General features: G+C 40.1%; 20 protein-coding genes. 10 read left to right on the forward strand and 10 right to left on the reverse strand.

Annotated elements, in window-relative coordinates:
- Nucleotides 1-864: 864 nt before the first annotated feature.
- Nucleotides 865-2,214, forward strand: a complete 1,350-nt coding sequence (mgtE, locus tag H6G59_RS24385) for a magnesium transporter (RefSeq protein ID WP_190719761.1) — start codon at nucleotides 865-867, stop codon at nucleotides 2,212-2,214.
- 115 nt (nucleotides 2,215-2,329) lie between these two features.
- On the opposite strand, the gene H6G59_RS24390 is transcribed toward mgtE, so the two are convergent.
- Entirely contained in the window at nucleotides 2,330-3,331 is a 1,002-nt protein-coding gene (locus H6G59_RS24390; protein WP_190719764.1) for an SDR family oxidoreductase, read from the reverse strand.
- A 422-nt stretch (nucleotides 3,332-3,753) separates the two neighbouring features.
- Here H6G59_RS24390 and H6G59_RS24395 point away from each other — a divergent pair, with 422 nt between their 5' ends.
- The 5 genes from H6G59_RS24395 (at nucleotide 3,754) to H6G59_RS24415 (ending at nucleotide 8,595) form a co-directional block, all read left to right on the forward strand.
- Complete coding sequence (locus H6G59_RS24395; RefSeq protein WP_190719767.1) at nucleotides 3,754-4,314, forward strand: PadR family transcriptional regulator; 561 nt, start codon at nucleotides 3,754-3,756, stop codon at nucleotides 4,312-4,314.
- A 95-nt stretch (nucleotides 4,315-4,409) separates the two neighbouring features.
- Nucleotides 4,410-5,414, forward strand: coding sequence for an aspartate carbamoyltransferase catalytic subunit (locus H6G59_RS24400; protein ID WP_190719770.1), 1,005 nt, complete (start codon nucleotides 4,410-4,412; stop codon nucleotides 5,412-5,414).
- Nucleotides 5,415-5,566: 152 nt separating this feature from the next.
- Nucleotides 5,567-5,890, forward strand: a complete 324-nt coding sequence (locus tag H6G59_RS24405; RefSeq protein WP_127052448.1) for a DUF6825 family protein — start codon at nucleotides 5,567-5,569, stop codon at nucleotides 5,888-5,890.
- Nucleotides 5,891-6,156: 266 nt separating this feature from the next.
- Nucleotides 6,157-7,842, forward strand: a complete 1,686-nt coding sequence (locus H6G59_RS24410; protein ID WP_190719773.1) for an ABC1 kinase family protein — start codon at nucleotides 6,157-6,159, stop codon at nucleotides 7,840-7,842.
- 18 nt (nucleotides 7,843-7,860) lie between these two features.
- Nucleotides 7,861-8,595, forward strand: a complete 735-nt coding sequence (locus H6G59_RS24415; protein WP_190719776.1) for a Stp1/IreP family PP2C-type Ser/Thr phosphatase — start codon at nucleotides 7,861-7,863, stop codon at nucleotides 8,593-8,595.
- A 44-nt stretch (nucleotides 8,596-8,639) separates the two neighbouring features.
- On the opposite strand, the gene H6G59_RS24420 is transcribed toward H6G59_RS24415, so the two are convergent.
- Nucleotides 8,640-9,239 (reverse strand): RNA-guided endonuclease InsQ/TnpB family protein, encoded by a 600-nt coding sequence (locus tag H6G59_RS24420; RefSeq protein ID WP_242038971.1) that lies wholly within the window; start codon nucleotides 9,237-9,239, stop codon nucleotides 8,640-8,642.
- Between the two features lie 517 nt (nucleotides 9,240-9,756).
- Between H6G59_RS24420 and H6G59_RS24425 the strand changes: the two genes are divergently transcribed.
- A complete protein-coding gene (locus tag H6G59_RS24425) occupies nucleotides 9,757-9,954 on the forward strand; it encodes an NblA/ycf18 family protein (protein WP_071191267.1) in 198 nt (65 codons plus the stop codon).
- A 496-nt stretch (nucleotides 9,955-10,450) separates the two neighbouring features.
- Here the strand turns inward: H6G59_RS24425 and H6G59_RS24430 are convergent, their stop codons facing one another.
- The 5 genes from H6G59_RS24430 to kdpB (H6G59_RS24450) form a co-directional block, all read right to left on the reverse strand.
- Entirely contained in the window at nucleotides 10,451-12,049 is a 1,599-nt protein-coding gene (locus H6G59_RS24430; protein WP_190719779.1) for a serine/threonine-protein kinase, read from the reverse strand.
- Between the two features lie 331 nt (nucleotides 12,050-12,380).
- A complete protein-coding gene (locus H6G59_RS24435) occupies nucleotides 12,381-12,827 on the reverse strand; it encodes a hypothetical protein (protein WP_190719782.1) in 447 nt (148 codons plus the stop codon).
- Between the two features lie 90 nt (nucleotides 12,828-12,917).
- Nucleotides 12,918-14,093 (reverse strand): anhydro-N-acetylmuramic acid kinase, encoded by a 1,176-nt coding sequence (locus H6G59_RS24440; protein ID WP_190719785.1) that lies wholly within the window; start codon nucleotides 14,091-14,093, stop codon nucleotides 12,918-12,920.
- Between the two features lie 259 nt (nucleotides 14,094-14,352).
- Nucleotides 14,353-14,952, reverse strand: a complete 600-nt coding sequence (gene kdpC, locus H6G59_RS24445; protein ID WP_190719787.1) for a K(+)-transporting ATPase subunit C — start codon at nucleotides 14,950-14,952, stop codon at nucleotides 14,353-14,355.
- Nucleotides 14,953-15,046: 94 nt separating this feature from the next.
- Nucleotides 15,047-17,152: a potassium-transporting ATPase subunit KdpB gene (gene kdpB, locus H6G59_RS24450; protein ID WP_190719872.1), complete on the reverse strand. Its 2,106-nt coding sequence runs from the start codon at nucleotides 17,150-17,152 to the stop codon at nucleotides 15,047-15,049.
- A 4-nt stretch (nucleotides 17,153-17,156) separates the two neighbouring features.
- Here kdpB (H6G59_RS24450) and H6G59_RS24455 point away from each other — a divergent pair, with 4 nt between their 5' ends.
- Nucleotides 17,157-17,303 (forward strand): hypothetical protein, encoded by a 147-nt coding sequence (locus H6G59_RS24455; protein ID WP_190719790.1) that lies wholly within the window; start codon nucleotides 17,157-17,159, stop codon nucleotides 17,301-17,303.
- Nucleotides 17,304-17,388: 85 nt separating this feature from the next.
- Here H6G59_RS24455 and kdpA (H6G59_RS24460) read toward each other — a convergent pair whose 3' ends face one another.
- The 3 genes from kdpA (H6G59_RS24460) to H6G59_RS24470 form a co-directional block, all read right to left on the reverse strand.
- Nucleotides 17,389-19,074: a potassium-transporting ATPase subunit KdpA gene (gene kdpA / locus H6G59_RS24460; protein ID WP_190719793.1), complete on the reverse strand. Its 1,686-nt coding sequence runs from the start codon at nucleotides 19,072-19,074 to the stop codon at nucleotides 17,389-17,391.
- A gap of 538 nt (nucleotides 19,075-19,612) precedes the next feature.
- Nucleotides 19,613-20,284, reverse strand: a complete 672-nt coding sequence (locus tag H6G59_RS24465) for a response regulator transcription factor (protein WP_190719796.1) — start codon at nucleotides 20,282-20,284, stop codon at nucleotides 19,613-19,615.
- Nucleotides 20,285-20,293: 9 nt separating this feature from the next.
- Complete coding sequence (locus tag H6G59_RS24470; RefSeq protein ID WP_190719799.1) at nucleotides 20,294-21,424, reverse strand: sensor histidine kinase; 1,131 nt, start codon at nucleotides 21,422-21,424, stop codon at nucleotides 20,294-20,296.
- Between the two features lie 470 nt (nucleotides 21,425-21,894).
- Between H6G59_RS24470 and kdpA (H6G59_RS24475) the strand changes: the two genes are divergently transcribed.
- Nucleotides 21,895-23,574, forward strand: a complete 1,680-nt coding sequence (kdpA, locus tag H6G59_RS24475) for a potassium-transporting ATPase subunit KdpA (protein ID WP_190719802.1) — start codon at nucleotides 21,895-21,897, stop codon at nucleotides 23,572-23,574.
- Between the two features lie 92 nt (nucleotides 23,575-23,666).
- Nucleotides 23,667-25,733: a potassium-transporting ATPase subunit KdpB gene (kdpB, locus tag H6G59_RS24480; RefSeq protein ID WP_190719804.1), complete on the forward strand. Its 2,067-nt coding sequence runs from the start codon at nucleotides 23,667-23,669 to the stop codon at nucleotides 25,731-25,733.
- Nucleotides 25,734-25,740 lie beyond the last annotated feature (7 nt).

The following is a 25,740-nucleotide window of genomic DNA, read 5'->3' on the forward strand; positions in this document are numbered from 1 at the left end:
ATTTATTTAACATTAATTTCAGAAAAATATTTTAGCGATGCCTGTTTTTAACTTGGCGATCGCACTTTTTTTGCCCCACCTCACAAAATCGCGTTGCTCCCCAGCGACAGTTACTTAGTGCTTTATGAGGGTCAAGAATTTCAATTTAACTATACGTGGCAAATGATTATAAATTCAAAAGAAGTATTAAAAGATTTTCTTGTTTATTTTGGTAAAATTTTAATGAATATAGGATCGCATAATACATCTGATAATGATGATATTCCTTTCTAAAAAATCTCAATAAAAGCGTTTACAGGATTTACCAATCTAAAAACTTTTTTCATAACTAACTGTTTGAGCTTTTGTCTTTAGACATCTCCAGAAATGAAATATGCGTATCCTAGAACCCTTGTAGAGAAGTGACCTGGGTAGGGATTCTCGGCTCTACATTATTTTTCACCAGATGTCTTGATATTCCCACTTGATTACAGATAAACATATTCCCCTTTCTACCCTTGAAATTTAAAAATAAAAAAACTAATTTTTGTAAACTAAATATGTTGACTCTGTGAAGTTTGTCAGTAAATAGGCTGATTGACTTGACACAGATTAATACAGTAGTAAAATTTCTAAATTAAACAGAAATCAAGGTAGCAAAATCCGTTCTCGTGTAAAGTACTACTAGCAGAGGTATTAGTACCAGACATCTATCCGAGAAAACCATTCTGGGTTAGGATGATAAACTGACAATGCTTTGATTAAATTATCGATATTGAGTTCTTGAGATTTTATGGACAAATGTCCACCAGATGGCAGTAGCAACCTCCTCTAAGCTGGCGAGTTAGTCTCCCAGCGTGGGGGAGACTATAGGAGGTATTTATAATGCTGACACAAGACGTTCGCAATTCCTTAGACATTGCTGACTTAAACCAATTGAAATGTGATTTAAACTGTTTACAACCTGTGGATGTGGGGGAATACATCTCACAATTACCTGAAAAACAGCGCGCGATCGCATTTCGTCTGCTCAACAAAGATCAAGCAATAGATGTATTTGAATATCTACCTACAGAAGTACAAGAAGAACTAATTAATTCTCTCCATGATGTCCAAGTGGTGCATCTGGTGGAAGAAATGAGTCCTGATGAAAGAGCAGAATTATTTGATGAACTACCAGCAGGAGTAGTTAAACGGCTATTACAACAACTCAGTCCAGAACAAAGACAAGCCACAGCCACAATTCTCGGCTATGCAGAAGGAACTGCTGGGCGGGTAATGACAACTGAATATGTGCGGTTGCGACGAGGATTAACTGTAGGTGAAGCCTTAAGTAAAATCCGCCTTCAAGACGAAGATAAGGAAACAATTTATTACGCCTACGTCACAGATGATAACCGCACTTTAGTCAGTGTTGTTTCTCTGCGTCAGCTATTATTTACTTTTCCCGATGTCTTAATTAAAGATATTGCTAGTTCCCACGTTGTCAAAGTCAGAACAGAAACCTCACAGGAAGAAGTCGCCCGCATTATGCAGCGTTATGACTTAATCGCTATGCCTGTAGTTGACAGGGAAGATAGATTAGTCGGTATTATTACGATTGATGATGTCGTCGATATTTTAGAAGAAGAAGCCACAGAAGATATCCAAAAATTGGCAGGGGTAAGTGGTGATGAAGAAGCTTTATCTCCCGCACACATCACGATTCGGAAACGGTTGCCTTGGCTATTGGGGATTATGGCATTGTATATTGGTGCTGCCAGTGCGATCGCTCCCTTTCAACAAGTCATTGCTGCTGTACCAGTCCTCGCTGTGATCATGCCCATATTTTCTAACACAGGCGGAACTGTAGGTATACAAGCCCTCACAGTCACCATTCGCGGTTTAGGTGTGGGTGAAGTCACACCCGAAGATACTCCAAAAATTCTCCGCAAAGAACTTTTAGCCGGTTTAGGAACTGCCTTAGCTTTGGGGATGACAATGATTTTCCTTTCCTTGATTTGGGCTAAACCCGAAGAACGATGGGTAGCTTTGATTGCAGGGGTAGTTATGGCCACAAATACAATGGTAGCTGTTACTCTGGGAACTTTGCTACCAATGGGTTTGAGGCATCTCAAACTAGATCCAGCTTTAATGAGTGGTCCGTTAGTGACAACACTCCTTGATACAATTGGCTTTTTAACCTTTCTCAGTATGATTTCTATTGCTTTAAAGGTATTTAATTTACAACCTTAAATTCAGCTATCAGCCTACACAGGTTATTTTTTATCTAGTTTAGGCTGGTAATTGCTCATGTTCTTGCTTCTTGCTTTTTGGCTATTTCCTAACTAGCAACTTAAGGTTATTTAAATTATTTAATAATACCTTGTTGGCGATACCAATTAACTACATCATGCAGGGTTTCTTGGAAAGGACGGAAATTTACACCTAGTTCTTTAATGGCTTTTGTTGACGACAATTCTATCTTGTCGTGCATAATTTTAATGCCTTCTAGAGGAATTACTGATTTTGTCCCTGTGAATTTCGCGTAATTATCAGAAAACCAAGCTAAAATCACTGTCAATTGATAGGGAAGTCGCAGTTTAGGCGCAGGAACACCGCTAACTTTGGCTAAGTTGTAGAAAATATTTTCTAAAGTAGAATATTTTCCAGCGACAATATAGCGCTCACCACTTTTACCCTTTTCTACTGCATTAATCATTGCCTGTGCAACATCACGGGCATCAACTATACAAGCACCACCGTCAATAATCCCCGGAATTTTTCGTTTCATATAATCCTGCACTAACTGTCCGCTGTTTGTCGGTGCAGTGTCTCTGGGAGCAAACATCCAACCTGGTAAAATTAAAACAACTGGTAATGAATGCTGTTGTAAAAATTTATAAATTTCTTCTTCAGCTAACACTTTGCTTTTAAAGTAAAGATTGGTCATGGCTAGGGAATTATTTGGTGTATTTTCATCACCTGGAACACCAGGAAATTTCATTCCCAATGGACCTGATGAACTCACATATATAACTTTTTTAATGCCATGATTTTCAGCAGTATTCAATAACTTAATCGTCCCTTTGACATTAATATCTTTAAGTATTTGCCAGTGATTACCCGGTTGATAGTATTCTCGAAAATAAGCGGCTGTATGAAATAAAATATCACATCCTGCTAATTTTGATGCAAAGCTATCAACATCCAACATATCACCTTGAATTAACTCGATATCTAAGCCCTGAAAAAGTTTAGCTGCTTTTTCTGGAGAACGAACTAAAGCTTTTACTGTATAGCCTTTTTCAACTAATAAACGCACCAAATTATTACCTAGTAATCCAGTGCTACCAGTTACAAATGCTTTCATATTTTCCTTGTTGTTATTTACAATGACGTGGACGGGTAATATCGTTTCACTTGAAGATTGATACAAATGGACAGACGCACAGACGCGGGAATTCGTTGGTAGCTTTAATTAAGTGAATTGATAGAAGATATCCATCTCAAAATAGTTAAATAGAGTTACAGCAGATTGCAGATCAATGAGGTACAGAATCAAAATTGAAACCTAGACAGCAAGCCAGTTTTACTCCTGACTCCTGCTGTAAGTGAATTGATAGAAGACTAAGTAGGAAGGCACAAAAAAACAGAAGTATGTAACGAAAAGTAAATTTAGCTCAAACTCTCTTCCCTTCTGCCTTCTGCCCTCTGCCTCCTGCCTTAAACTTTGTTACAGTGTGATAACTCTATACCCAACTATATCTTAAAGATATATCTCTGATAAAGATAATGTCAAGAGAAAATAAAAGTAAATACGCGATTCTAGGAATCTTAAGTTTTGGACCTTTGTCGGGTTATGACATCAAAAAAAAGATTGAACTTAGCACCAGCAACTTCTGGAGTGAGAGTTACGGACAGATTTATCCTATTCTTAAACGTTTTGTTGCGGAAGGATTAGCGACTCAATCTATACAAACGCAAGTAGGTAAACCAGATCGTCACGTTTATCAACTTACAGAAAAAGGTATTGAAGAATTGCAACGTTGGTTAATAGAACCTATTGAACCGCAGGTAGACAGAATTGAAATTTTGTTAAAATTGTTTTTTGGTAGGCAAATGAGCCTAGCTGATAACATTCGTCATGTAGAACAATTCCGGGAATTGCAACAGCAACTACTAAAAAAGTATGTCGGGATTACTGAAGACGTGAAAGCAAAGGGAACAGAGAATCCGAATCTTCCCTATTGGTTGATAACTGCTAGTTATAAGCTGTATGTAACTCAGGCACTAATTAGTTGGTGTGATGAAACATTAGTTAAACTGAATCAGATGGCACAAAAAAAGTGCTAGAACACAGGTGTTATCATTGGCACAACATATACAAATTCACAAGCTGTAGAGAAACACTCGGTATCATTCTCTACAACGTCAACTAATAGCTATTTATGCCTACGACTACCTGGAACCGTCATCACATTCTTTCTCTCGCTGACTTCACTAGTGCTGAATATAATGCGGTTTTGCAAACAGCGGCCTCGTTTCAAGAGGTACTATCACGACGCACAAAGAAAGTCCCAACTTTACAGGGACAGGTGGTAGCAAATTTATTTTTTGAACCCTCTACGCGGACTCGTAGCAGTTTTGAAATTGCGGCCAAAAGACTAAGTGCAGATACATTGAATTTTGCTGCGGCTACATCTTCCATGACGAAGGGAGAGACAATTCTGGATACAGCCAAGACTTATTTGGCAATGGGAACTGATATTATGGTGATCCGCCATAAGGATGCAGGAGTTCCCCAAGCGATCGCCCAAGAAATGGATCGTTTAGGTGTAAAAGTGAGTGTTCTCAATGCTGGTGATGGACAACATGAACATCCATCTCAAGGATTACTTGACTTATTTACTATTTCTAGCTTAATTGACTCTGCCCAACCCCGCATCGAACTATTAGCAGGTAAAAAAATTGCTATTGTTGGGGATATTCTTCATTCTCGTGTAGCCCGTTCTAATATTTGGAGTTTAATTGCCAGTGGTGCAGAAGTCCATCTAGCCGCACCTCCCACACTATTACCTAAATTCTTTGCTGAATATTTAGGAGCCACAGAAAATTCTCAACGGTTATTTACCCATTGGCAACTAGAACCAGCTTTGGAAAATGCTGATTTTGTCATGACACTGCGTTTACAAAAAGAACGGATGACAGCCCATTTATTACCAAGTTTAAGAGAATATCATCAACTATTTGGCATTACGCGCACCAAGTTAAAACTCTGTAAACCTAACGTTAAAGTTTTACATCCAGGGCCAGTTAACCGGGGTGTAGAAATTAGTTCTGATTTAATGGATGATCCTGAATTTAGTTTAATTCAATCGCAAGTTACCAGCGGTGTAGCGGTGCGGATGGCGTTGTTGTATTTTATCGGTAGTGGTAAGGTTTCAGGAATTTAATAGTTCAAGCCCTTCAGTATAGTTTTCTAACCTAGAGAGCAACTGCTAGATGTGGATTTGAGCAAGTTGCTCCCACTCAAAACTGACAGAGAGAAGCATTCCCGTATCCAGGCAAGCTATAATTTTCTTGCGGAGCAACTTTACAAAAATTTATGAGTAATCCACTTGTGCAAGCCTTTTTTGTAGGCAGAGCAGTAGCTGAAGTGATTAATGAACGGGTAGAGGTCGCTTTGACCGATGCTTTGAGTGAATTGGGCAAATTTGATGCTGAAGCCAGAGAACAGCTGCGCCAGTTTACAGATGAAGTTATAGCACGAGCTAATCGGGCGGCTGAAGCGGCGCAAACTGGTACAACCACAGGTACTACTCCCACTGGTTCAGGTTCAGGTGACTTGCAAGCAGATATCGATGAATTACGGGCAGAAATCGCCTTGTTGCGAACTGAAGTGCAAAAATATCGCACCAGTTCAAAATAAAGGGTAATTGGGAAAAAGGTAATTGGTCAGAATTTTTACTAGTACACAACGGCTTAACTCAACCAACCATTAAAAATTTCCCAAAAAGCTGGTGTCATCTGCTTTTTTAATTTTTAATTCCGAGAAAGCGGTACTAGTCTCCAATCACCAGTCCCCAGTTAACCCTTCATTGGCTTTTGCTCAAAGTTGAGAAAAAAAGTTTAGAACTTAGAGTGTCTTTTTTTACTGGAGATTCTATTAAAAACCAACGGTACGCGAAAAATAATATGGAACAAGGTTACTCAGATAAGGCATACCGTTGGAATCGTGAAAGCTATTCTAGCAAAAGGCGCTTTATAGACATTTGGTCTTTTGTATTGACCTTGATGTTTAAACTTTGGCGCTTTAACAAAGCTTGGAGTTACCCTGGTGGTGTGACTGAATTGAAACAAGCTGCTAGACGCAAAGCGCAAGCCATCTGGATTAGAAATACGTTTTTGGACTTAGGTCCGACTTTTATTAAAGTAGGGCAATTGTTTTCTACCCGCGCGGACATCTTCCCTGGTGAATACGTGGAAGAACTATCTAAGCTACAAGATAGAGTACCAGCATTCAGTTATGAGCAAGTAGAAGCGATTATTGAGCAAGAAGTTGGTAAAAAAATTCCCGAACTATTCCAGAGTTTTGAACCGATTCCCCTAGCTGCTGCTAGTTTGGGGCAAGTTCACAAAGCTGTGTTGCATTCTGGCGAATCAGTAGTTGTCAAGGTGCAGCGTCCTGGACTGAAGACGTTGTTTGAAATCGATTTGCAAATTCTCAAGGGTATTGCTCGTTATTTTCAAGGCCATCCCAAATGGGGACGGGGACGAGATTGGATGGGCATTTATGACGAATGTTGTCGCATTCTTTGGGAAGAAATCGATTATCTCAATGAAGGTCGGAATGCTGATACTTTTCGCCGCAACTTTCGCGCTTATGACTGGGTAAAGGTGCCACGGGTTTACTGGCGTTATACCACCTCTAGAGTCATTACTTTGGAGTATGTTCCGGGGATTAAAGTCAGCCAATATGAAGCTTTAGAAGCTGCGGGTGTAGATAGAAAAGCGATCGCTCGTTATGGCGCTCAAGCTTATTTACACCAGCTACTTAATAATGGTTTCTTCCACGCCGATCCTCACCCTGGTAATTTAGCAGTTAGCCCTGATGGAGCTTTGATTTTCTACGATTTCGGGATGATGGGGCGGATTAAATCCAATGTCCGCGAAGGACTAATGGAAACCCTGTTTGGTATCGCTCAAAAAGATGGCGATCGTGTAGTTCAGTCTCTCATCGATTTGGGTGCGATCGCACCAACAGACGATATGGGGCCTGTACGACGTTCTGTCCAGTATATGCTGGACAATTTCATGGATAAGCCCTTTGAAAATCAATCAGTTGCCGCTATTAGTGAAGACCTTTACCAAATAGCTTACGATCAACCATTTAGATTTCCTGCAACTTTTACCTTTGTGATGCGGGCTTTTTCTACCCTAGAGGGGGTAGGCAAGGGACTAGATCCAGAATTTAATTTTATGGAAGTTGCCCAGCCCTACGCAATGCAGCTGATTACCGACAACAATAGCTCAGAGGGGAATAGTTTCTTGAATGAATTAAGTCGTCAAGCAGCGCAAGTCAGTAGTACCGCCTTAGGATTACCACGAAGATTAGAGGATACACTAGATAAACTAGAACGTGGAGATATTCGCGTGCGGGTTCGCTCTGTAGAAACAGAACGATTGCTACGCAGGCAGAGTAACATTCAACTAGGAACAAGCTACGCTCTAATAATCAGTGGATTTACACTTTCCGCTACGATTCTATTAGTGAATCATGAACTATGGTTGGCAATTCTGGCTGGTTTGATAGCAGCAGCAGTCTCAGTCATACTAATTCGTCTGCTTTTACGCCTCGACCGTTATGATCGTATGTATTAATTGTTTCCAAAAAAATTTATGAAACTTAACTTTACCGGTTGTACCGATCCGGGACTTATTCGTTCTAATAATCAAGATGCTTACCACATAGACCCAGAAGGGCGATTTTTCATAGTTGCTGATGGTATGGGTGGTCATGCAGGAGGTGAAGAAGCTAGTCGCATTGCTACCCAAGAAATTCAGAATTATTTGGCAGCCAATTGGCAATCTTCCCAATCTGCACAAGAATTATTAGAGCAAGCTTTGTTGGCAGCTAATGCAGCTATTTTGCAGGATCAGCAAAATCACCCGGAACGGTCTGACATGGGGACAACGGCTGTAGTCGTACTTTTTCGTTCACCAGAACCGCCTCTGTGCGCCCACATTGGCGATTCACGACTATACCGGTTTCGTGACTCCCAACTAGAGCAAATTACAGAAGACCATACTTGGATAGCCAGAGCAATCAAAATTGGTGATCTCTCTGTCGATGAAGCTAGGTTGCATCCCTATCGCCATGTTTTATCCCGCTGTTTGGGACGTGAAGACGTGCATCATGTTGATGTGCAACCACTAGAACTACAAGTTGGCGATCGCTTGTTGCTATGTAGTGATGGACTCACTGAGGAACTCGTTGACCAAAAGATTTCTAGCTACCTCCAAGATACACCAAGACTTGACAAAGTAGCCTTCTCTTTAGTTGAAGCTGCTAAGGAAGAAGGTGGTCACGACAACATTACCGTCGTCCTTGTCGCTGTAGAGGAAAATTCTTAATTTCATGGTTGACATACTCACCGGCGTGAACGCACGGGGATTCTTCACGCTTCATTGACAAATACCACCGAAGTGGTTTTACTCCATCTCGACGTGCATTTATAGTCGTGGCAATGCCCTATCCCGACTCTGTTTATATTTTTTGCAGCATTCTCGTCTCGGTCGTGTTCAGTTCCACAATTTAAACACTGAACTGACCGAATTTTTAAATCAAGTTTGCCCCATTTGTAACCACACTCAGAACAAACCTGGCTAGTGGGTTCCCATCGGCTTATAACGTGAAAATCTCGGTTAAGTTTCTCAGACTTGCCTTCGCACAAAGTTCTAAATTCTCTCCATCCTTGCTGACTAATAGCTCTAGAAAGCTTGCGGTTTTTAACCATTCCTGACACATTCAAATCCTCCAAAACAATAGCTTGATTTTCACTCACTATTTTGGTAGATAGCTTATGCAAGAAGTCTTTTCTGGTGTCGGTAATTTGATTGTGCAGTTTTGCAATTCTAATTCGAGTTATGTTCCTACGTTTTGAGTCCCTGGCTTGACGTGCTAATTTTTTCTGGAGTTTGCGAATTCTCCTGTCTAGATTTGAGTAGTTAGGACTTTCGGCTTTCGTTCCATCTGACATTACAGCAAAAGTTGTCATTGGGAATGAGGGAGTGATACCCGTTCCTCGTTCTCAGTCATTGGTTCAATCATGAATATTTGAAAAATCCAGTAAATATACTCAGCATTTTGTTCAATCTGAGCATTTTTCCTATTTACAAATTGATAAAAATATCTTTAACCTCTAAATTTACCTAACGAGGCTAAATTTACATAATCTAGAAAATAGACATCTTGCACCTTTCACCCTTGTAAGTCTCAACTGCAACTTGAGTTAATTAAGCCAATCCAGGGAGCGTCCTGAAGCCCACTTGAGTTGCAACATCGGTTTATTTACCCGAAATACACCTGATCAGACTTGAGTTGTATATTAGTAGCTCTAGGTGCAAAATATCTCAACATAAAAACCAATCTTAGGGAACTAGGCGTTTTGTCAAACAATTGTTATCTTTCTTAATACGGATCAACAAATGTCAGGCATATACTGTCCTAAGCATGATCCCTTTGGCTCTTATGTAAGCAATATCACTTTTACGCGTTGTTTTTTGGTTTTAACTATGAATCAACCAGTTGAGCTTTCCTTAGAACAGCAATTTAACATCCGCTCATTTGCTACACAAGTTCAGCACATGAGCCATGAACAAGCCCAAGACTTTTTGGTTAGGCTTTATGAGCAAATGGTGGTGCGGGAGGCAACCTATAAAGAACTTCTCAAGCATCAGTGGGGACTAGATCCAGGCTCCACTATGGCATAGAGTAAATATTCTTGTGTCGCAGTGGGCGACCTCCTTCTCTTGCTAGGTTCCAGGGAGGAAAACAGCTGGGGATGCTGGGGCGTCAACTTCGATCAGCGATCGCAACTTCCTTTTATCCAGAAACTTGTCTCAGTAAATTAATTCGCATTTTCATCAAACTTTTACGAGTCTTTATATAGAGCCGGTTGTAAGTAGTTCACTCAAATCAATAATTAGCCTTTATATTCGATTGGCCCATTTGACCCAGCCACAATCATATGATTTGGCTAAATAAACTTTTACGACCTTTTATACATTAAGTGTCTGTACATCTCTAGTATAAATTTCCAGCTTCTATACTGGACTCATACTGGATTAGATATTTACTATTCTTCGCTTCCAAGTTTTATATAACTATAATTTCCCAATCTAGAGATATTTTGTTTATAAAAGTTTACTTTTTAGGATTAAGTGCTATAAAAATACATATATTTTTTGTAACATAATGAAATTAACTTTAACCAGACAGGTCAAATGGTGAATCGGTATCCATTGCTTCCAGCTTGGCTAGGATTAGCGGTTTAATCTTTTCATACTCTTTTTTGAGTAACTCCTTACTGTATTGTGCGTCCCCAGATGATGCCAATATCTTGCTCATTTGCAGCCACTCTTGCAGTCGCTCACATTGAATGGAAGCAATATTGGAAGGTAGAACATGAGTACAGCGACTGGGTCTCTCTCGTGCAAAGAATAGCAAGCGATAATTACCTGTATATTGCAGTAAGCGGACGATCTCCTGGCCAAAGGTGGTTTTGAGATTAATGTAGTAAGGTAACCATTTAGCTCCATGTTTGCGGTTATAGATGACTGTAATCCACAACAGCATTGGGTGAGGAAGGGAAATGAAAAGAAATTGATTGTAGCGGGTACAGACTAAGCGCTTGCGAATTTCTTGTTCAGGTAGCATTACCCACAAGGCTGGTAAAGCTTCGCCATGATTATAGATAGTTTGGGGAAAAAAAATATCAGCGATTGGTTTATTTGAAGGCCAAGAAGCCAGACGAGCAATCTCATCGCTGATGGGGGATATTCGCAGTTCAGTTTTGTTTGTTTTGTCAATTGCTGGGGCTAGGCGCTTTTCAGGTTTTGTCTGTTTTTCAATATTGGTATGAGTTGTGAAACTTTGATTGACTAAAGGAATATTTTGACTATTCTTTTTACGTATCTTGTCCTCCTGTTCTGCGGCTACTAAGACAGCGAGGATATCATTAATACTTTGAGGGCGATCGCTTGCTTTTTTTGCTAAACAACTCATCACCAAATCTTCGACTGGCTTTGGTATTTGTAATGTAGGATTAACTTCAGCAAATGACAGAGGTTTTTGAAACAGATGAGTTTGATACCATGCTCCAAAAGTCTGAGTCAACGCCATCAGTGGCATTTTACCTGTGAGCATTTCAAACATCATCACACCCAAACTATAGATATCCGAGCGATTATCTAATTCTTTACCCTCAATTTGCTCTGGAGAAGAATAAGCGAGAGTACCCAAATAGAATTTCGTCTGATCACTATCCGACATGATTAACTTGGCTATGCCAAAGTCTAATACCTTGACTAATTCCCCAAAACTGGCATCTTGAATTACCAGCATATTGCTAGGCTTAATATCACGATGGATAATTGGGCAGATTACTCCATCTACGGGGATACCATTATGAGCGCACTGTAAGCCCAGACAAATTTGCCGAGCCATACTGAGGAATCTAGATATAGGTAGATTTTGGTTGCGGATTACAGTATTTAGGCTTTGTCCTTGCAAGTATTCCATTACGTAGTATGGAGTGTTATTTTCATCTACGCCATAGTCCATCACGCGGACAATATGAATGCTTTTCTGACCTAGCAAGGCACAGGTTTTTGCTTCTCGCTCAAAACGTTCTTGCAAACGCATTTTTTCGTTTTGCATGGATAAGGCGAGAAACTTAATTGCAACGGGTACACCTCCCAACAAAATATCCTTAGCACGATACACCCGTCCCATTGCTCCAGTCCCAATTAGTTCTTGAAGCTGGTAGCGTTTGCTGAGTAAACGACCAATGTTGGGGTCTGACATAGATAATTCGACTCCAATGTTCAATAATCGTGGATTAAACCTTGATAGAGGTCTAATTTTTGCATTTTTCTTTCTTTTAGTAAAAAACCAGTAGGGTGTTAATGGAATTATCCGGCTATTTAAGTATATTCACTCACACAGTTTTGAATATTGTCAATATTTTTTTGCTTTAGCAGCTGATTACTTAGAAACTAACTGTCTCATCTCTAGTGCAATTGTCTTTTTTTTACTTTTCTTGGGGTAAATTCAAACACTGGAGATTCTGTAGCCCTTTGAGCTAATTTTAATTAACTAAAAATAGACAAGATTCACTTTTCTAGAATCAGGTTCCCTATGTGGGTTGACGCGCTAGGCTGGCTTCCATTGTACTGGTTAAAAAATGACCTGCTAGGATACCGCTAGTGAGATAGTAATTATCATCGGAAACCTGGTGTAAGGTTTCAAAACCGCTACGACGTTCACGATCGCCCAATACCCAGTAACGCTGTACGATGGTATCTGGACAAATCCAACCTTCACCTTCAACCTGTCCTAAAAGATTGTGCTGGAGTAAAAAAGTATATTGACGATCGCCATCATGCAGTCTTCCTTTATATTGGCAAGATATTTCTGAGCGATCGCTGCCTGGAAAGACCAACTTTGTGGCCATAGAAAACCAGTTGTCACGATTCCAAACTACTAAAGTCATGCCCTTAAAGCTGATTGGCATACCATTACGTTCTAACCAACTTCCTTGCATGATCCAGCGTCCTGGTTCTAATAAAAAAGTGTGAGTCACCGAATATAGTCCTTGTGTTGAACCAATACGTAAAAATAGAGATATATATTTAACATAGTCTACCAAGGATAAATCAGCAAAGGATATTGTTCATGCAGTACTATTACTGTGAACTTCTCCTAAAAGCACTTCTTGTTCCGCTCCAGTTGCAGCGGGTAAGTTACCAGGAATACCTAGTTGTCGCCAGTATGCTAAGACGGCGAAGGCGATCGCTTCTTTAAAAGCCGCACTTAAGCCGACATCATCTGTAGTTAAAACTGGAATTGATGCCAATAACAACTCTAACCGATGTTTTAAATAAAGATTTCGACTACCACCGCCACATAATAATACTCTTTGTGGCATTTGTGGTAGAAAGGTTCGATAACTGTGAACAATTGAAGCTGCGGTCAGTTCTGTAATTGTCGCCAACACATCTGCGGGGCTGAGTTGGTAAACTTGGGCATCTTGTAAACAATTATTGAAGTATGTGACACCAAATAACTCACGCCCAGTAGATTTAGGTGGTGGTAAATGAAAATAATCTTGACTGAGCCATTTTTCTACCAATGGCTGGTAGGGAGTACCACTAGCTGCCCAGGTTCCGTTTTCATCGTAACTTTTAGCACCATCTGTAAAATGTTGTACAGCTAGATCCAACAAACTATTTCCAGGGCCTGTATCCCAACCAAGAATTTGAGAGAGCCAGTTGTCACACCGAGCAGGTATATAAGCAACATTACCAATACCACCAATATTTTGAATACAACGCCCTTCCTGTGGATGACCCAGCAAATAGGCATCGACTCTAGGAACAAGAGGCGCACCATGTCCACCAGCGGCAATATCAGCCACACGGAAATTACTGATAGTAGTAATACCTGTAAGGCGCGAAATTAAATCACCACGACCAAGTTGCAAACTATAGCCCAATGAAAGATGGAGAGAAGTTTTCTCCCCATTTATCTGCGGTGGTCGATGGTAAACTGTTTGACCGTGGGAGCCGATTAAGGTAGCTGGTGGATGACCAATTTGAATATTTTGGGCGGCTTGGGAAAAAGCTAGAGCGATCGCATCATCTAGTTCTGCTAATTCTGCCATTGAGATGGCCGCACCAGCGCAAATTGCCAAAATCTTTTCTTGTAGTTCAGCGGGGTAAGAATATGTTTCCCCTGCTACTAATTCAATTTTTAGATCCAAATCCGTACCAGAAATCTCTACCAAAGCGGCATCTATGCCATCTACGGAGGTACCACTCATTAAACCGATCACGCGAGTTGGGTGCATTGGCAGAGATTTTGATTTAGATTGCAAGAGTAGTTTAATTCATACTCTGGCCGATGTCAAAACCTGCAACACCCTACTTAATTCGTAATTCGTAATAATGCCTACGGCAGGCTACCGCCAACGTAATTCGTAATAGTGCCTACGGTCCAGCTAGGGATACGTAATTAAGTTTTGTGACGGAGAAGTAGACCCCGACCCAAAACTTGCCGGTTATTGAACCGAGGGATTTAAACCCACGGTACTCGGTTAAAACTAATTATTAATTTTGGTTACGGTTCACATCTTGTAAATCAAGAGCATAATTTAAACGTAAAATATTTACTCCGGGTTCACCAAATATTCCTAAAAACCTGCCATCAGTGTACTTATTAATTAAAGGTATTATATCATCATCTTGGATGCCTCTTGCCCGCGCTACTCTTGCTAACTGCTGTCGCGCTGCTTTCAAGGAAATATGGGGATCTAAACCAGAACCAGATGTGTAAATTAAATCTGCCAGCGGTTGTATATTGTCATCTTGGAATTGAGTGGCTTGCTCCCGAATCCTATTAGTGAGGTCTGGATTACTAGGAGCGAGATTACTAGCTCCAGATATACCCGTTGGCTTGGCTTTCCTGCCTTGACTATATCTCACTGCACTTGGACGACCCTGAAAATATCGTTCTGATGTAAAAACTTGACCAATCAAAGCCGAACCAATTGGTTGATTATCAATGTTTAACATGATGCTACCTTGGGCTGAAAATGGGAAAGCAAACTGACCAATTCCCAGGATTGCCAGAGGATAGATAATTGCTGTTAATAACCAAAGCAACAGAGTCATCCGTATGGCTCGGATAGCTTCTTGAATAAATACCATAATTAAATTTTAGTAATTGGTGATTGGTAATTGGTGATAGAATAAGCGTTTTAATCTTGTTTATCCTTAAATCCTGGAAATCCTGATTCAGACATTAAGCTAACCCTAGCAATGTAATTAGCATATCTAATAATTTAATAGCAATAAATGGAGCAATCACACCACCTAATCCATAAATCAAGATATTGCGTTGCAGAAGTTGATTAGCTGTTAAAGGTTTAAATTGTATACCCTTCAATGCCAAAGGAATCAAAGCCGGAATAATTAAAGCGTTATAAATCAGTGCCGACAGTACTGCCGAATTAGCACTGGTTAACCTCATAATATTCAAGCTTTCTAGATTAGCAGCCGTAAAAATCACTGGGATAATGGCAAAATATTTAGCAATATCATTAGCGAGAGAAAATGTCGTTAAAGCTCCACGAGTTATCAACAATTGTTTACCAATACTAATGATATCAATCAACTTAGTGGGGTCAGAGTCCAAATCCACCATATTAGCTGCTTCTTTGGCGGCTTGAGTGCCTGTATTCATGGCCACGCCAACATTCGCTTGTGCTAAGGCGGGAGCATCATTTGTCCCGTCTCCTGTCATCGCCACCAGTTTACCCTCAGCTTGTTCCCGTTGAATGACGCTGATTTTCTCTTCTGGTGTGGCTTCGGCTATGAATTCATCTACTCCAGCCTCTTTAGCAATGACAGCAGCAGTAATGTGGTTGTCTCCAGTCAGCATGACGGTACGCACTCCCATTCGCCGCACTTGGTCAAACCGTTCGCGGATACCAGGTTTGACAATATCTTTGAGATAAATAACACCGTAAATTTCATTATCTAGGCAAATTGCTAGGGGTGTACCTCCTTGCTGGGAAACTTGTTCGTAAGCGGTATCTAGTTCTGGGACTATGCGTCCATTGCGGGAAGCGACAAACCCTTTAATTGCTGCAACTGAGCCTTTCCGTACTTCCCTCCCACCAGGTAAATTAGTGCCACTGATGCGGGTTTTGGCGGAAAATTCTACTCCTTGTGATTTTTTGCGGTCTAAGTCAAACTTTGCGCCTAATCTTTCTGCTAGTCGGATGATAGATTTACCTTCTGGAGTATCGTCCAATATACTAGCGGCTAAAGCGATATTGGCAATTTCGGCCATTGTATGACCGTTGATGGGGATAAATGCTTCTGCCAAACGGTTACCGATAGTGATTGTACCTGTTTTATCTAATACAAGAGTATTAATATCTCCACAGGCTTCCACAGCCCTTCCTGAAGTAGCAATAACGTTAAATTGGGCGACCCGATCCATACCTGCGATGCCAATAGCGCTGAGTAAACCGCCAATAGTTGTGGGAATCAGGGCAACTAACAGGGCAATTAGTGTGGGTACACTGACTGGACTGTTCGCATAATAAGCAAAGGCAGGTATTGTCGCGACCACAAATAAAAATACGAGGCTGAGAACTGCCAGTAGTACCGTCAAGGCTATTTCATTGGGTGTTTTGCGGCGTTCTGCACCTTCGACTAAGGCAATCATCCGGTCAATAAAGCCTTTACCGGGGTCAGCGGTGATGCGGATAATTAATTCATCGGAGATGATGCGAGTACCACCAGTAACGGAACTGGCAACATCTGAACCTGATTCTTTGAGAACTGGTGCAGATTCCCCAGTAATTGCTGATTCATCCACGGAAGCAACACCCAAAATCACTTCACCATCAGCGGGGATGATATCACCTGCTACGACGTAGACAGTATCACCTTGTTTGAGGCTGGTAGAAGAGACTTTTGTAATTGTGCCATCGACGACGATTTTTTTGGCGATGGTTTGTGATTTTGTTGAGCGTAAAGCATCGGCTTGGGCTTTACCGCGTCCTTCGGCTACAGCTTCCGCAAAATTGGCAAACAAAATGGTGAAGAACAAAATCACTGTGATCAAGCCGTTGAAAAGTGCCGGGTTTTTTTGGTTAACTGTCCCAAATAGTGGGGGATATATCGTTGCAGCTAGGGTGATGATGGTTCCCACCCAAACCAGAAACATGACAGGATTTTTGATCACATATTTGGGATGCAGCTTAACAAAGGTATCCCTAATTGCCCTAGTGTATAGTCCCTGGGTACTTACCCGTGTTTTTTGGCGTTTTTGACGGCGATCGCTAGGACGAGGACGGGAAGATTTAGGTTTTGGGGTAGTTGCGGCTGGATTCATATATTTGGTCATTGGTAATTGGTCATTGGTAATTGGTAATTGGTCATTGGTAATTGGTAATTGGTCATTGGTCATTGGTCATTGGTCATTGGTCATTGGTAATTGGTCATTGGTCATTGGTCATTGGTCATTGGTAATTGGTAATTGGTAATTGGTCATTGGTCATTTTCTCCGCGTCACCGCGTCCCCGTGTCTCCCCATCTCCCCATCTCCCCATCTCCGTGTCACCGCGTCCCCTAACTTCCCGAAGCTAGTTTAAAACCTTCAGCTATAGGGCCTAAAGCTAAAACTGGGAAGAAAGTCAGTACTCCTAAAATGATGGTTACGCCGGCGGTGACAGTTGTAAATAGGAGAGAATCGGTTCTGAGGGTAGCACGGGTTTCTGGTTGTTTCGGTTTGCGGGACATACTATCAGCCAAGAGGAGGATGGCAATAATGGGAATGTAACGCCCTACTAAAATGCTGAAACTGGTACTCAAGTTCCACCAGAGAGTGTTGTCCTTTAACCCCTCTAAGCCAGAACCATTATTTGCCGAGGCTGAAGCGTATTCATAAACTACTTGAGAAATACCATGAAAGCCTGGGTTGCTGATTCCTGCTAGGGAGATAGGATAGGCTAAAGCTAACGCACTGGGAATCAACACCATCATCGGGTGAATCAGCAGCACTACACTGGCGAGGACTATTTCCCGTTTTTCTATTTTGCGCCCGAAAAATTCCGGGGTGCGTCCTACCATTAACCCGGTGATAAACATGGTCAGAATTAGGTAAATAAATAAGTATGCTGTGCCTATTCCTTGTCCTCCCCAAATAATTTGGAGAAATAAGTTGAATAAGGTGGAAAATATGCCTTGAGGCATGAGGGAATCGTGCATCCCGTTGACAGCACCGCACATGGTAGCAGTAGTTGTGACTGCCCATAGTGCAGTTTCTGCCCAGCCAAATCGCAGTTCTTTACCTTCTAAGTTCGGTAGTTCTACCCCCAGGTTTTTGTTAATGATGGGATTTCCTTGCAGTTCGCCAACGGTAGTTACCCAAATTAGAATTACAAAGATAATAAACACCATCCAAAATAGTAACCAAGCTTGTTTGAGGTTATTGGCGAATATGCCGTAGGTGTAAATTAATGATGTGGGGATAGAAATCATGGCGATAATTTCTATTAAGTTAGAAGCGCCATTAGGATTTTCAAAGGGGTGGGCGGAGTTAGCACCAAAAAAACCGCCGCCGTTGTCACCTAACATTTTGATGATTTCAAAGGAAGCAACTGGACCTCTAGGTATATACTGAGTTCCTCCCTCTAAGGTTTGGAGAACTAGAGTTTCTTTTAATGTTTGCGGTACACCTAAGATAATGAGTGCGATCGCACCGATAATAGACAGAGGTAGCAATATTCTGGTTATTCCACGAGTGAGATCCACATAAAAATTCCCTAACTTTCTCCCTGTCAACCCGCGAATAAAAGCAATTCCTACCGCTAAACCTGTGGCTGCTGAGGTGAACATTAAAAAGCCTAAAGCAGCAGTTTGGCTAAAATAGCTTAAGCTTGTTTCTCCTACGTAGTGTTGCTGGTCAGTATTAGTCAGAAAAGAAATAGTAGTATGCAGTAAGGTATCCCATTTCATCGCCCCAAAACCGTTAGGATTCCAGGGTAAAAGTCTCTGAAAAGAGATTAGTAAATATACAGAAATTCCCATGACTAGATTGGTGCATATTACTGCCCGGATATACTGCCAACCTGTCATTTCATCTTTTCTGCGGACACCCCCTAGTATATAGAGAATTTTCTCTATTGGGTTCATAATAGGATCAAGCATTGTGCTTTCTCCCAAAAATACACTGGCTATGTATTTTCCCAATTTGGGAGTAATGAATATGACGATACACAGCGTTAACGCAATTTGTAAAAAACCTTGTCCCATTTAGTTTTTACTCAATTAAACTGAAGTTTTAGCCTGTCAATACTTAGAGATAACAGATGAATGAATTACTCGTAAATTTGATGGTTAAGAATTGGGTGATTGCTCTGAATCACCTCAAGAGAGTAAATCTGAATTTACTATTTTCTAGATGTTTCTTGAAGTTGATGTTAAAAATATTTCTATCTTACTCTTATTCATTTTTTCGCTAGTTAGCATTATCTATAGGATTCCTATATTTATACAACACATTATCTCTCCTGCCTCTCAAGATATAGAAACCAATGATAACTTTTTTACACTATTACTGGTTTCTAGTATAAGATTACACCCTTTAAAATATCTCATGCCAAACATAACCGAGATTAGCTGATGATTATATTCTATATTTTCGAGTTTTGGTGAATATAATTAGTTATGCCAGGACATATTGCCAGATTAAAGCTGTAAAGTCTAGTACCACAGGTCGTAATTCGTAATATTTCCTTCGGTTCCGCTAGGGATACGTAATTCGTAATTCGTAATTTAAAGACTATTTCAGTTATAAGGGATTAATTAACTGTTTTTGTAAAGCAACAACAACAGCACTTTGACGATCACCAACTCCTAACTTATGCAGTATTGCATGAACATGAACTCTGACAGTTCCATCTGTAATGTAAAGAGTTTCAGCTATTTGATGATTGGTTTTGCCGGCGGCTAGAAGTGTGAGAATTTCTTCTTCTCTGTGAGTAAGAGGATTAGAGGCTTTTAAAATATTTTCTGACCGGATATTATATGAATCAAATGCAAAAGAAGAACGAATTTCTTTAGTTGCAGTTTCATCCCACCAAGATGCTCCAGCAGCTACAGAACGGAGAGCTAAAAGCAATTTTTCAGCGGCAATTCCTTTGAGACAATAGCCTTGAGCGCCCGCTGCAATTAACCGCGCAATTAGGGATTTTTCAGCATGGGAAGTGAGGACTAAAACTGGCAAATTGGGATATTTTTGTTTAATTTGGTGACAGGCTTCAATTCCCCCGATTCCTGGTAATCCTATGTCTAAAAGAACAACATTGAGAGGATGCTGGTTTACTAACTCAATAGCTGTTTCACCATCTTCCGCTTCGGCGATAATCTCCAAACCAGTTTCCTGCTGCAATCGCACACGCAAGCCCAAGCGGAAAAGTTCATCATCCTCAACTAGGAGGATTTTTATTTTGCTAGAAGACATCTCATGTATTTAAGACTGAAATGGCAAAACAGGGAGCTTGAAACCAAAAATGGCACCATTGGGAACTCTGTTTTCTGCCCATATTATACCGTTATGGGCTTCAATAATTTGCCGAGATAAGTAAAGCCCTAATCCAGAACCTTTAGCTTGACGTTGGGAAAGCCCACCGCGATAGCGCAGCGCTCCGTAGGAATCGCTATTTCCTTGGTAAAATCGTTCAAATAAGTGGGGAAACTGTTCGGGTTGAATACCTGCACCTGTATCTAAAATTTTCACAACTTGATAGGAAGTTTGGGGTTCTAAGACAACTTCGACATGATCACCGCGTCGAGAATGGTTGATAGCATTAATGAGAAGATTGCTAAAAACTCGTTGCAGTTGCAAAGCATCGCCATTAACCCAGAGCGATCGCCTCCAATCGGAGTTACCATAGTTTAAGGATAGATGTATGCGACGATTTGCCGCTAATTCAATCAAAGTAGCCGCTGCCGTTTCTGCTAATATGCTTAAATCCACAGGAGCTAAATCTAGTTTTAAGCCTTCAGTATCATTGCGATAGACATCTAACAAAGTTTCTAATAAATCTAGAGAAGTTTCATGACTGCGTGCCATTGTTGCCAAAACTTTTTGCTGAGTTGGTGAAACTGCACCAAATTTTTCTTGTTGAAAAGCTTTAATAGTTTCAATTGCACCTAAAAGTGGTGTTTTTAAATCGTGGGTAAGTGTGGAGGCAAAATCCTCTCTTAGTCTTACTAATTGGGCTTGGGATTCGAGTTGAGTTTGAGTAAGTGCAATAGCTTTTTGAGATTTTCGCAATCGCTGACTTAAAAATCCTGTGACTATCAACGCCATTGCGGCAATTACTCGACTAGCAATAGTAGAAGCCTGAATGACTTCCCTTACGGGTATCCACACATTTAACATGGTTAGAAAAACAGCAACAAATGTTGCGCTTGTTGTTGCCATTCCCCCAAACCAAGAATTTACTAATAAAATTGCTCCACTGTAGAGATATCCAAAAACATAGTCATTGGGGGTGGAATACTCTAAAATTCCTAGAAAGATAAATATAGTCACAATCAGTAATATTTTACTGATTTGTAAGTTATTGTTTATTAATTTATTTTTTAAATATACCATTTATAAAGCTACCTTTGATTATTTTAACTAAGTATATAGCACTCCTATTTAATTTGTGTTGGACAAGGAGTTTTGTTTCACGCAGAGGAGGACACTTGCTTGGGCGGGTTCCCCGACTTGTGCAAAGTGTCCATCGCACAGAGAGAATAAATATCAAATACTACTGAATTATATTAATAATAGATAAATTATATTAGTTAAATATAGTGTTTACAGAGAATTATATCTAGCGTTTAGATTTATCCTAAACCTGCTAAACACTGATATATATTTCTGGGTAAACACCTATATATGAAAATAAACGATTTTTATACTCTTGTATTCCTTGTTTTTCTTTCATCAATAATTGATGATATGAATTAATCATCTCAATATCACTGTCTGGTAGCGCAAGCCATATCAGGATTAGCAGGATAAACATGATTGATTCTGAAGAAGTTGAAAGATTTTTTGAGGAGTTTTTATAATTCATGTTACAAGGTTGGATGCAAATTGCATTGACATTAATTATTGTCATTGCCACTACTCCTTTTTTAGGGAGATATATAGCTCGTGTTTTTCTAGGAGAAAGAACACTGCTCGACTCTGTGTTAAATCCCTTTGAGAGAATAATTTTCTTATTAAGTGGAGTTCGCCCAGAAGATGAAATGACAGGTTGGCAATATGCAAAAGCGGTGATTTATAGTAATCTTGCTATGGCGATTTTGGTATTTTTGATATTGATGACTCAAGGATTTTTACCGCTAAATCCTACAGAGTTAAAAGCGCCAAGTTGGGATTTAGCATTACACACTACTCTCTCTTTTTTAACCAACACAGATCAACAGCATTATTCTGGAGAAACAACCTTTAGTTATGCCAGTCAAACCTTTGCTTTGGGTTTTTTAATGTTTACTTCAGCCGCGACAGGTTTAGCGGTGGGGATTGCCTTTATTCGCGGTTTAACAGGGAGAGGATTAGGTAATTTTTATGGTGATTTAACTAAAGCAATTACCCGGATTTTACTACCTATGTCTGTTGTTGGGGGATTATTATTAATCATGGCTGGTGTACCCGAAACCCTTGCAGGAGTGGCAACAGCGACAACATTAGAAGGAGCAACACAAGCGATCGCACGTGGACCAGTTGCCCATTATGAGATAATTAAACAAATTGGTGAAAATGGCGGCGGTTTTTTTGGTGTTAACTCAGCCCACCCCTTTGAAAATCCCAATGGGTTTTCTAATTTATTAGCAACTTGGGCGATGATTTCTATCCCTTCAGCTTTTATTTACACCTATGGAGTATTTGCTAATAATCTTAAACAAGCTTGGTTAGTATTTTGGATGGTATTTATCATCTTTGTTTTCTTAGTAGTCATCACAGTAATTGGTGAATATCAAGGCAATCCTCTTGTTAATTCTCTATTAGAATCACAGCAACCCAACTTAGAAGGAAAAGAAGTCAGATTTGGTTGGGCGCAAACAGCACTTTGGGCAGTAATGACAACAGCAACAATGTGTGGTGCTGTCAACGGAATGCACGATTCATTAATGCCTCCTGGAGGATTTTCCACACTCTCAAATATGTTTTTACAAATTATTTGGGGAGGACAGGGAACCGGCACAGCCTATTTATTTATCTATTTAATTTTGGCAGTATTCCTAACTGGTTTAATGGTAGGACGCACACCAGAATTTTTAGGACGCAAAATAGAGAAACAAGAAATAGTTCTTTCCAGCGTAGTTTTATTAGTTCATCCTTTCGCAGTTTTAATTCCTTGGGCGATAGTTTTTGCCTTTCCCGATACTCTTTCAGGTATTAGTAACCCCGGTTTTCACGGCGTTTCTCAAGTAGTTTATGAATATGCTTCCGCTGCTGCAAATAACGGTTCTGGTTTTGAAGGTTTAGGAGATAATACCCTGTGGTGGAATCTTAGTACCAGTGTCAGCATTTTAGCCGGTCGTTATATTCCTATCATCGCTTTACTGTTACTAGCAGATGGTATTTCTAGAAAACAACCAGTTCCCATGACTGCCGGTACTCTCAGAACCGACACTCGTTTATTCACCGGAGTTACAGGTGGAGTAATTTTAATTCTTGGGGCGCTAACCTTTTTCCCCGTATTAGTTTTAGGTCCTATTGCTGAATGGTTTTTGATCGGTAAATGAACTATATATTTTTTCCTCACGCAGAGACGCAGAGGCGCAAAGGAAGAAAGAAATTAGGTTGGAGTTGTGAATTTAAAAGTAACTAAATTTCCATGAAAACTACAAAAACTCGACAAGAACGTAAACATACTCCCAAGGTTAAAAAGACTGGAATTTATTCTAGGGCATTTAAACAAGCATTTGTTAAATTAGACCCACGCAATATGCTAAAAAATCCAGTTATGTTTTTGGTATGGGTCGGTACAATTATTACAGCATTAGTAACAGTTGAACCTAATCTTTTTGGTGTTACTCCTGGTAATAATCCGCGACTTTTTAACGGTTTAATTACCCTAATTCTGTTCTTTACTCTTGTGTTTGCAAATTTTGCGGAAGCTGTTGCTGAAGGAAGAGGAAAAGCGCAAGCTGACTCATTACGGGCGACAAAATCTGATGTTACAGCCCGAAAACTTCTTCCTGATGGTTCTATTCAAGAAGTTAATTCTACTACGTTGCGTCGTGGTGACCAAATTAAAGTTATAGCTGGTGATGTTATCCCCGCAGACGGAGAAGTAATTGCTGGGGTAGCTGCTGTTGATGAATCTGCTATTACTGGAGAATCTGCACCAGTATTAAAACAACCGGGAACTGATATTGCTAGTTCTGTAACAGGAGGAACTCGCATTAATTCTGATGAATTAACTATTAAAGTAACATCAGATCCAGGTCAAGGTTTTATTGACCGCATGATTGCTTTAGTTGAAGGGGCTGCTCGTACTAAAACCCCCAATGAAATTGCTTTAACTGTACTTTTAGCAGTGCTAACTCAAGTTTTTCTAGTAGTAATTGCCACTTTACCTACAGTCTCAGTTTATGTTAAGTCACCTGTAAGTATTGCGGTATTAATTGCCTTATTAGTGGCATTAATTCCCACCACAATTGGCGGATTATTGAGTGCAATTGGGATTGCAGGGATGGATAGAGTTGCTCAATTTAACGTCATAGCTACTTCTGGAAGGGCTGTAGAAGCCTGTGGAGATATTAACACTTTAGTTTTAGATAAAACGGGAACAATTACTTTAGGAAATCGCATGGCAGAGGAATTTATTCCTGTTAAAGGTCATTCCCTAGATGAAGTTGCCCAAATTTCTTTAGCATCAAGTGTTTTTGATGAAACTCCTGAAGGAAAATCAATTGTTAAATTAGCCGAATCATTAGGAGCAAAATTAGATTTTAGTTCAAAAAATGCGGAGGGAATTGAATTTTCTGCAAAAACCCGTATGAGTGGTATTGATTTACCTAATGGTGTAGAAATTCGCAAAGGTGCTGTAGATGCAATTAAAGGATTTGTGCGTTCTCGCAATGGACAATTAACTCCAGAACTTGATGCAGCTTATGAACGGGTTTCTAAATTAGGAGGAACACCATTAGCAGTTTGTAAAGGTGATGACATTTACGGTGTAATTTATCTTAAAGATATTATTAAACCAGGGATTAAAGAACGATTTGATCAAATGCGCCGCATGGGAATTAAAACTGTAATGCTGACAGGAGATAACCGTCTTACAGCTTCTGTCATTGCCCAAGAAGCAGGTGTAGATGACTTTATTGCGGAAGCAACACCAGAGGATAAAATTGAAGTAATTCGTAATGAACAAGCTCAAGGAAAATTAGTCGCAATGACTGGAGATGGTACTAATGATGCACCAGCTTTAGCTCAAGCAAATGTAGGTGTGGCAATGAATTCTGGTACTCAAGCTGCTAAGGAAGCTGCAAATATGGTGGACTTAGATTCTGACCCTACCAAATTAATTGATATCGTCACTATTGGCAAACAATTACTAATTACTCGTGGTGCTTTAACAACTTTTTCAATTGCTAATGATGTCGCCAAATACTTTGCAATTATTCCGGCAATTTTCCCTGGTATTGGTGTAAGTGGTTTAAATATCATGGGTTTAGCAAGTACCCAATCAGCAGTTTTATCAGCTTTAATTTACAACGCTTTAATTATTCCCGCGTTAATTCCTTTAGCATTAACTGGTGTGAAATTCCGTCCTCTCACTGCTGACCAACTTCTGCAAAGAAACATCTTTATTTACGGATTAGGTGGCGTGATTGCTCCTTTTATTGCGATCAAAATTATTGACGTTTTTATTGCATCTGTAGGACTAGCCTAATTAATTT

Source organism: Anabaena lutea FACHB-196, from assembly GCF_014698305.1.
GTDB lineage: Bacteria > Cyanobacteriota > Cyanobacteriia > Cyanobacteriales > Nostocaceae > Anabaena > Anabaena lutea.